Origin of the sequence: Levilactobacillus parabrevis ATCC 53295, from assembly GCF_001434055.1 — a bacterium.
In the GTDB taxonomy this organism is placed as follows: Bacteria; Bacillota; Bacilli; order Lactobacillales; family Lactobacillaceae; genus Levilactobacillus; species Levilactobacillus parabrevis.
In genome coordinates, this window is record NZ_AZCZ01000030.1 from 25,558 (window position 1) to 34,436 (window position 8,879).

At 50.2% G+C, this 8,879-nt stretch carries 7 protein-coding genes; 2 read left to right on the forward strand and 5 right to left on the reverse strand.

Annotation, left to right across the window (positions count from 1 at the left end; genetic code table 11):
• Window positions 1–11 precede the first annotated feature (11 nt).
• Both FD07_RS08665 and FD07_RS08670 read right to left on the reverse strand, forming a co-directional pair.
• Window positions 12–1,388, reverse strand: a complete 1,377-nt coding sequence (locus FD07_RS08665; RefSeq protein ID WP_020089885.1) for a sugar porter family MFS transporter — start codon at window positions 1,386–1,388, stop codon at window positions 12–14.
• A gap of 200 nt (window positions 1,389–1,588) precedes the next feature.
• Window positions 1,589–2,503 (reverse strand): AraC family transcriptional regulator, encoded by a 915-nt coding sequence (locus FD07_RS08670; protein WP_020089886.1) that lies wholly within the window; start codon window positions 2,501–2,503, stop codon window positions 1,589–1,591.
• 205 nt (window positions 2,504–2,708) lie between these two features.
• On the opposite strand from FD07_RS08670, the gene FD07_RS08675 reads away from it, so the two are divergent.
• On the forward strand, window positions 2,709–4,070 hold the full coding sequence (locus FD07_RS08675; RefSeq protein ID WP_020089887.1) for a glycoside-pentoside-hexuronide (GPH):cation symporter: 1,362 nt from the start codon (window positions 2,709–2,711) through the stop codon (window positions 4,068–4,070).
• Between the two features lie 3 nt (window positions 4,071–4,073).
• On the forward strand, window positions 4,074–6,119 hold the full coding sequence (locus FD07_RS08680; protein WP_020089888.1) for a glycoside hydrolase family 31 protein: 2,046 nt from the start codon (window positions 4,074–4,076) through the stop codon (window positions 6,117–6,119).
• A gap of 117 nt (window positions 6,120–6,236) precedes the next feature.
• On the opposite strand, the gene FD07_RS12370 is transcribed toward FD07_RS08680, so the two are convergent.
• Genes FD07_RS12370 through FD07_RS08695 form a run of 3 tightly spaced genes read right to left on the reverse strand, consistent with a single transcriptional unit; the run spans window position 6,237 to window position 8,494 of the window.
• Window positions 6,237–6,908, reverse strand: a complete 672-nt coding sequence (locus tag FD07_RS12370) for an ABC transporter ATP-binding protein (RefSeq protein WP_020089889.1) — start codon at window positions 6,906–6,908, stop codon at window positions 6,237–6,239.
• A gap of 3 nt (window positions 6,909–6,911) precedes the next feature.
• Window positions 6,912–7,973 carry an ABC transporter permease gene (locus FD07_RS12375; RefSeq protein ID WP_020089890.1) on the reverse strand — a complete coding sequence of 354 codons (1,062 nt, stop codon included), beginning with the start codon at window positions 7,971–7,973 and terminating at the stop codon, window positions 6,912–6,914.
• 2 nt (window positions 7,974–7,975) lie between these two features.
• Window positions 7,976–8,494 carry a TetR/AcrR family transcriptional regulator gene (locus tag FD07_RS08695; RefSeq protein ID WP_020089891.1) on the reverse strand — a complete coding sequence of 173 codons (519 nt, stop codon included), beginning with the start codon at window positions 8,492–8,494 and terminating at the stop codon, window positions 7,976–7,978.
• Window positions 8,495–8,879 lie beyond the last annotated feature (385 nt).

Genomic DNA, 8,879 nt, shown 5'->3' on the forward strand with positions numbered 1-8,879 from the left:
AGTGAAACCCGTTAATTTTCTGACTTTTGTTTCTCTTGATGCCGTAATTCCATTTCGATTTCTTCCAGTGACTTGCCCCGCGTTTCAGGAACCAGGTAGTGAACGAAGAACATGGAGAGGACGGCAAAGACGGCGAACACGGCAAATGGTCCCCCCACGTTGTTGTGGAAGTAGGCCAACATGACCAGGAAGAACTGTGAAACCAAGAAGTTTCCGATCCAGTTAGCCGCTGACCCGATGGACGACCCGATACCTCGAACGCTCAACGGGAAGATTTCACCAATCGTTACCCAGGCGATGGGCCCCCAGGAAATGGCGAACCCAAAGATGTAAACGGCAATGAGAATCATGGTTGGAATGGCCGTCGTGTGAATATCCATGGTAAAGTTCATCACGGCTAAGATTCCCAGTGAGACCGCCATGACGATCGACCCAAACATCAGGAACGTCCGTCGATTGAATTTATCCATGATGAAGGTGGCAAGGACCGTCACGACAAAGTTCACGATCCCAATCCCCACGGAGATCCAGATGGCGCTGCCCTCCGCAAAACCAAAGCCTTTGATGAAGACTTGCGGCAGGAAGTAAATAACGGAGTTGATCCCGACCAATTGCTGCAGCAACATAATGCCGACCGCCACAATAACGGCGGGCCGGGCGACCGTGAAGAGTTCCTTCAGGCCACCCTTAGGCTGACTGGCAACGACCTTGATCTCTGCCAGCTCGGCCGAGGGGTCATCCGTCGTATTCTTCCGCAACATTTTCAAAACGCTGAGCGCTTGGTCATTCTTACCTTGTTCGGCCAAGAACCGTGGCGATTCAGGTAAGAGCAAGCCCCCAATTAACAGCAGTGCCGCTGGAATCAACGCGGACCCCAGCATCCACCGCCAATCCCGGATACCCAACAGGTTGTGGTCGAGGAAGCTCAGGTTAGAAACGTAGGCCAACAGAATCCCCAACGTAATCATCAGTTGGAACAACGTCCCCAATGAACCCCGCCGTTCTGCGGGTGCCAATTCAGTCAGGTAGGCTGGCGTCAACGCTGACGCCGACCCAACGGCCAGCCCCAGGATGATCCGGGCAACGACCATTGACCAGAAACCAATGGCGACCATCGATAACGATGACCCGAGTAAGAAGAGGATCGCCGCCAGAATCAGCAGGCGTTTCCGTCCATACCGATCGGCCAGTGGCCCAACGCCCAGTGCCCCAACGGACGAACCAATCAGGACGGAAGACGTGATGAACCCCGTCTGAGCGATGTTCAAGCTAAAGTTATTTTCAATCAGTGGTGACGCTCCAGAAATAATCCCCGTATCAAATCCAAACAATAATCCACCAAGTGCGCCGAAAGTAAAAATAAAGAAGGTACTTAAGTGTCGATTCATCTTATTGTCATCCTCCACTGTTCACAAACGTCTCTATCAAATTATTTATGTAACCGTTTCCAAAAAACATTTTACCCGTTCTTGGGTCGAGACGCAATTGTCTAGACCAAAAAGTTGTTCAAAAAAATACAATTCTCTGTATATAACAGCCAAAAATCGGCACATAATCCCGGCTTAAAAGGATTGTGTGCCGATCACTATTATTCATTTTTATTTGCTGGCTGATTCCCAGTTACCAGGAACCCCTTCATATAGTTCTTCCGATAGTTTGTAGGCGTCACACCCACCTTCTTCTTAAATAACCGCAAAAAGTACTTCTCATCATTGAAGTAAGCCCGATCGGCAATCACTTTTAAAGGCAGATTAGACTCCAGCAAGAGGCGCTTGGCAATGTTGATTTTTAGAAAGATGATGTAATTTTCCACGGTAAAACCAGTCTCCGTCTTCAGGAGTTGACTCAGATAACGATAGTTCAAATCAAAATGCGCTGCCACATCCTTAACGCCCAACGCATAATCCAAGTTAGCCCGAATCCAGTCCTTGATCAACCGTGCCTTAGGATTCTCCTTGACCAACCGATGGAGAGAATTAATAAAATCGTTTGAAATTTGCAAGGCTAGTTTCGTCACACTGTAGGACATGATGGCATCCGTGTAATTAATCTCCTGCGAAATTGCGAGAACCTCATTGGCACTTGCCAAGATATTATCAAAGTTGTCAATCGTGTATTCCGCCGGCAATATCGCATAATTAATGATTCGGCTCAACCGATCACGGTCATCCAACGCAGCCAGTAATTGCTCGCGCGCCATCGTAGCTACCCGATCCTTAGGGTAGAAGTGAAACCAGTAATACTCTACATCTACATCGGATTTTTCATAGCCCGTCACCGTTGCTCCCGCCGGTACGAGCATGAATTTTCCTCGAACCAATTCATGCTTCGTACCATTCACGTCGAGGTAGGCAACCCCCTTCACGCCAATGATTAACTCATAATTATCATTGAGTGTCGTTGTCTGATGCTGCCAGCCCTGCTTAGCCGTATACCGCCCCGCCACAAAGTGATGGAACGGGCGATCACTATTCAAAATCGTAATTGGTTCGTTTTCACTCATCTGTATTTTGTCCACCTTCGCCTTTTCTCCCTGAGAAATAGTCCACCTATCTGCACTTTTATCTGAACATCATCCACCAATTTTGCGACTCTATTCAAAATCGTCCACTTTTTCTATCATTATATCAGTTTCGACCATTTAGTGAAAGCGTGTACAATATAACTGTCTTCTCGAGTAGACCAGAAAATTTGAGGTGAACTTCAACATGAAAAAGAAAGCAAAACAATTCCTAAGCAATTATGAAATGTTCAATTATGCCAGTCTAAACTTTGCCCAGGTTCTTATTTATTTCTTGATCAGTAGCTATCTGCTCTACTTTTACACCGATGTCGCCAAGATTCCTGTAACTGTTGCTGGGGTGATTCTCCTGATTGCCCGGGGCTTCGATGCAATCGATGCCCCAATCTGGGGAGCTTTGATTGATATTACTCATTCTAAATACGGTCGATCACGCCCCTACTTCCTGTGGGTAGCATTTCCATTCGCCATTTCATCCGTCCTGATGTTCTGGAACCCTAGCTTGCCCTACAAGCAAAAGATTATCTGGTGTGCCGTCACCTACATTCTTTCCGGGATTCTCTACACCGGGATCAACACGCCACTGACGTCAATCTTACCATCGCTGTCACGAGTCCCAGAAGAACGCCTGAAGGCTAACTCCTGGCGATTGGTTGGTTCACAATTGGGGGGCTTCCTGATTAACGCAGCTTGCCTGCCCGTCGTTGCCTTCCTTGGTAAGGGCAATGACACCGTCGGCTTCCGTTTCTTAATCGTCGTCGTTGCTATTATCTTCCTAATTATTACGCTACATGCCTTCACGGTTGTTAAGGAACGGGTTCCCGTTTCGGTTAAGAAAGTGCCAATCAACAAGAGTGTCAAAGCCATCAAGGGTAACTGGCCCTGGGTCATCATCGTTATCAGTAATTTATTCTACTGGATGGCTTATACCAACCGGAACTCCACGTTGGTTTACTACTTCACTTATAACTTTAACGACAAGGGCTTAGTTTCCCTGTTCAATTCGTTAGCTTCACTCCAGCTCTTCATGATTCTTCTGATTCCTTGGCTGAATAAGCGATTCTCCAAGACGCAGATCTGGTCAGCTGGATTCATCATCGCTATCATTGGCCAACTCATTGTGTTAGCCGCTGGTCATAACGTTCCCACCGCACTGTTCGGTTGGATCTTTGGGAACATGGGCTCCGGAGTCGCCGTTACCATGCCATTCTCCATGCTGAGCCAAGCCGTGGACTTTGGTGAATGGAAGACTGGGATTCACTCCTCTGGGATTCTGACCGCGCTGGGCAGTTCCTTCTGTATCAAGATGGGGAGTGGCCTCGCTGGCTTCATCCCCTCAATGATTCTGGCCCACTTCGGTTACGTGGCTAATCACGTTCAGACGGCCCGTTCCCTATTCGGAATTAAATTAAGTTTCATCTGGGTTTCCATCCTCCTGTTTGCCTGCGCCCTGATTCCAGTGTTGTTCTACGGGAAATACGAACGGATGGAAGACAAAATCGCTGCTGACTTAAAGCAACGGCATTTACAAACTAAGGAGACTGATTAATTTATGGCAATTATTGAAGATCATACACACAAACTCTATTGGACCCACGCGGCCGAACAAATTCTGGTTGAACCGTGGGGCGCTAATAGCTTGCGGGTTCGAGTGACAAAGAAAGCTGACTTTGCGGCCGACCAGGACTGGGCACTTACCCAATCCGTGAGCGGTCAAGACCAGGCAAAGGTAACGATCACTGACGATACTGGTGCGATTCAAAATGGCCATCTGACGGCCAGCATCAACAAATTTGGTTGGCTGACGTTTACCGATCAGACGGGTAAAACCCTATTGGAAGAACGCTGGCAAGTCAAGCCCGGCGGTCACAAGACTAGTCCACTCGGCATTCCCGGCCGTGAGCTCAAGCCCATCATCGGTGGGGACTATGCCGCTACCATGCGTTTCGAAGCCGTCGATGGCGAAAAAATCTTCGGCATGGGCCAACGTCAAGAAAAGCAATTGAACTTCAAGGGCTGTATTCTCGAATTGGCCCAACGGAACACTCAGGCCAATGTGCCTTTCGTGATTTCTAACCTCGGCTACGGTTTCCTATGGAATAACCCCGCTATCGGCCAAGTGACCTTTGCTAACAACGAAACCAAGTGGGAGGCCCAAGACACCGACCAGATTGACTTCTGGATCACCGCGGATGACTCGCCAGCCGCCATCGAAGAATCCTACACAGCTGTTACTGGTCACGTCCCAATGATGCCTGACTTTGCCAGTGGTTTCTGGCAATGCAAGCTCCGCTATCGTAGCCAAGCCGAACTGCTGCGGGTGGCTCACGAGTACAAGGACCGCGGGCTACCAATCAGTGTGATCGTCATCGACTTCTTCCACTGGACCCAGCAAGGGGAATGGAAATTCGACCCGAAGAAGTGGCCAGATCCTAAGGCTATGGTCGATGAGCTTAAGTCGATGGGCATCAAGCTCATGGTTTCCATTTGGCCAACCGTAGATATCAACAGTGAGAACTATAACGAAATGGAGGATAAGGGTTACCTCGTCCGCTCCGAACGGATGTACAACGACTCTTACCACTTCATGGGTAACGAAACCTTCTTCGATGCCACCCACCCCGGCGCCCGTAACTTCATTTGGCAGAAGGCTAAGCAACACTACTACGACAAGGGTATTCACCTCTTCTGGCTGGACGAAGCGGAGCCTGAATATGGCTTTATGTACGACTTCGACCACTTCAGATACCACATCGGACCGGCCTTAAAGGTCAGCAACATCTATCCATTAGACTACGCCAAAGCCTTCTACGACGGACAAAAGGCCGAGGGGCAAACGGACATTATCAACCTGGTGCGCTGTGTCTGGGCCGGTAGTCAACGCTTCGGCACCTTACTCTGGTCCGGCGACGTTCACTCTACCTTTGAATCCTTACAGAAGCAGGTCGTGGCTGGCTTAAACGCTGGCTTATCTGGAATCTCCTGGTGGACGACCGATATCGGCGGCTTCACCGGCGGCAACGTTGAAGATCCAAAGTTCCACGAGTTGTTAGCCCGTTGGTTCCAGTTCGGGACATTCTGCCCCGTCATGCGGATTCACGGTTTCCGTGAGCCAGCGGAACAGACCATTGAACACGCCGACCGGATGTTTGGCCAGCCATTTGGCTCCGGGGCCTTCAACGAAATCTACAAGTACCCGAAGGCCACCTACCAGATCCTGCGGAAATACCTATTCATGCGTGAAGCCATGCGACCTTACATCATGGCTCAGATGAAGCAAGCCCACGAGAAGGGAACGCCCGTCATGCGGCCCCTCTTCTACGACTTCAACCACGATGACACCGCCTGGAACATCTCCGACGAGTACATGTTTGGCCCGGACATCCTAGTTGCCCCAATCCTACACGCCGATGAACAACAGCGGCAGATTTACCTGCCAGCCGGTGAAAAGTGGATCGACATCAACACACAAAAGGTCTACGATGGCGGCCAAACCATCACCGTAGCTACGCCAGTTGAAACGATTCCCGTCTTCACCCGGGCCAGTCATCCCGTTAAGAAAATTTTGAATTTCACGGCACCAGAACTAGTAGAATAGGAATACTCTAGATAAAAAATCCACGTCACTGACGAGTCTGCCGGTGACGTGGATTTTATTTTGTATTTAAAATTTAGGCAGATTCAGGCAAAGTGTCCATTCAGTCAACCCAAGTACCTAGGCCACCGTCATCTTCCCATCCATAATGGCATAGGTTTTATCCGCAAACTCCTTGAGTCGCAGGTCGTGGGTGACCACTACGATGGCCTTGTTGTGTTCCTTGGCTAGGTCGTGGAGCAGCTGACCGACAACCTTGACCCGCTCACTATCCAGCGCCGCCGTAGGTTCATCGGCGAGGATGATGTCGGGATTCTGGTAGAGGGCCCGGGCGATGGCAACTCGCTGCGTCTGCCCACCGGAAAGCTCAGCTGGATACTGGTTGGTCAGTTGGCTAATCCCTAATTTTTCCAAGAGATGGCGAAGGTCCGCCGCACTCAGATTACCCTTGGGCTTGACCCGGTCGACTAGCGCAAACTGGTCCTTCACCGTCAGATAGGGCACCAAGTTGTAGGCCTGTAAAATAAAGCCGATTCGGTTGAGCCGCAACGCATCCCGCGCCTTACCCGAAAGCTGACTGAGGCCGTTGCCTTGGACCACAACATCCCCCGCGGTCGGCGTCTGAATCCCACCGGCAATCGTCAGGAAGGTACTCTTCCCCGACCCGGATGGCCCGATTACCAGGCTAACCTCGCCAGCGGCCGCCGTAAAATTAACGTCCGTGAGTACCGTAACTTCATTGGTATTGTGACCGAACGTCTTGGTCACGTGCTTCACTTCAAGAACTGACATGGTCTAACCTCCCATAACGCTGACGGGGTCAACGTTTAAAATGACTTTGACAGGAATCAAGGCACCGATGACGCCGGTCAATAAGATCCCACCGGTGACACCCGCTAAGAGCGGCACGTTAAAGCTCATCGGCACCCCCGCCGGCAACGCCAGTACGGTCGCCAACGTCAGCGCTGCCCCAATCGCCAAGCCACCGACCACGAGAATCAGCGCCTGGCTCACGGTCGTCGTGACCAATACCTTGGCTGGAATTCCCTGGGCACGCAGGACCGCATAATTGGGTAACTTTTGCATGGTTAAAATGTACAGGAAAACGGCAATCACCACCATCGCAATAATCATCAGGAAACCAATCATGAAGGTAAAGGTCGTGTTCTGGGCCGAATAACCCGGTAATTTGTTAATGAATTTGCTCATTGTCAACGTACTCAGATCACTGGTCTTGGTCTTAAAGTTATCGCGATTGGTGATGATCCCACTCGCCTGAAAGGCCGTAGTCACGTGACTCAGTGTCCGCCAAGTTCCCAGCGTCCCGTAGATGACCGGGGCCACGCTGAGCTTGGCATTGTGCGTAAACCCAACGATCTTATACTGCGTATCGGTCGAGTTCAACGTGACCTTATCGCCCAGTCGATAGCCGTTGTCCTTAAAGCTATCGTCGACCATGATCTGGTGACTAGTGACCGGCTTATGCCCACTTGTTACCTTGACCCGTTTGTAGATAAACTGGCTCTGATTGATGCCCAAGAATTGTGCAGATAACTTCGCCTGACCCTTGGCCTTCGCCACCACGCCGGCCTGACCGATGTAGGCCTCATGGGTAGTCAACTTGACTTTGTCCGCCGTCTGCTTGGTGATCAGCGATTGCGACAGGCTATCATTGGCGTCTGAATTCAGAACGACCTTGCTGGCATTCCAGGATGAAATAGCCTGGGTATTCTGCTGAGCGAGGCCGTATGCCAGCCCGCTCAGGACAAACACGAGGTAGCTGACCAGGACGATCATGCCAATAATCAAGCCGTACCGCAGTTTCTCGTGGCGAATTTCCTTTAATGCTAGAAACATGGTCAGTCCTCCTTTGGCTGGAGCAAGGCTAACGTGGTCCGCAAACGTTCGCGGACGGCGGCCTCGCTAGTGGGTTCTAATAAAATTTCTTTGATGGCCGCGTGACTCAGTACCATGGCAGCCCAAGCAATGGCGGGTAGCCGTGACGAGACGGGGGCGGCGGGTAACAGGCTCTCATTCTCTGCATAGTGACGGCGAATGAAGGCATAGTACTGACTGTCGTTGACCTGATCGACGAAGTCCACGACGCCCTGATAGATTCGTTCGGCATCAAACGTGGTCCGCTCATCCCCACCGGCATCGCGGTGAATCTCGCGTAACGCCACGTGATAGAGATATTGGTAAGCATCCGTTAGATTATCGAAGTACTTGTAAAAGGCACCCCGGGCAATATCGGCACTCGCCACGATCCGCGCCACTTGGGCATCGGCCAGGCTATGCGCGGAGAATTCGGTGAGTAACGCCGCGGTCACGCGGTCTTGTTTAGCTGTTGGTAAATGATTAAAAGTCGTTGAAGGCAATGGAAAGACTCCTCTCTATTTGCGAAAGTGACATCGTGTCACTGGTAAGCAGTTTAGCATGGCGGTGACACGGTGTCAACTTGAATGCCAAAAAATTGACAAACTGGTCTTCGAGATGCCAGTAAATGTTTATGCGGCTAAATGATCACCACTGGAATTTAAGCTTAGTAACCACTAATTATCGGGTGCTATTTCAACCTGTTAAACGAATTTGGTGGTAGGCTAACCGTAAACAGACAGGCACAAATGATAGGAGTGATTTTGATGTTGCACATAACTCGAAAATTATTACTCGCTGGCCTTTCCCTAGTTCTCTTTGGTGGAACCATTAGTCCGGTACTGGCTCAAGCAGATAGCTCTGGAGTGTTTAAATAATTATGTGTAA

What these genes read in the sequence shown, in the direction of transcription:
- FD07_RS08665 (WP_020089885.1), bottom strand. Translation starts at nt 1,388, where the DNA reads ATGAATCGACACTTAAGTACCTTCTTTATTTTTACTTTCGGCGCACTT.
- FD07_RS08670 (WP_020089886.1), bottom strand. Translation starts at nt 2,503, where the DNA reads ATGAGTGAAAACGAACCAATTACGATTTTGAATAGTGATCGCCCGTTC.
- FD07_RS08675 (WP_020089887.1), top strand. Translation starts at nt 2,709, where the DNA reads ATGAAAAAGAAAGCAAAACAATTCCTAAGCAATTATGAAATGTTCAAT.
- FD07_RS08680 (WP_020089888.1), top strand. Translation starts at nt 4,074, where the DNA reads ATGGCAATTATTGAAGATCATACACACAAACTCTATTGGACCCACGCG.
- FD07_RS12370 (WP_020089889.1), bottom strand. Translation starts at nt 6,908, where the DNA reads ATGTCAGTTCTTGAAGTGAAGCACGTGACCAAGACGTTCGGTCACAAT.
- FD07_RS12375 (WP_020089890.1), bottom strand. Translation starts at nt 7,973, where the DNA reads ATGTTTCTAGCATTAAAGGAAATTCGCCACGAGAAACTGCGGTACGGC.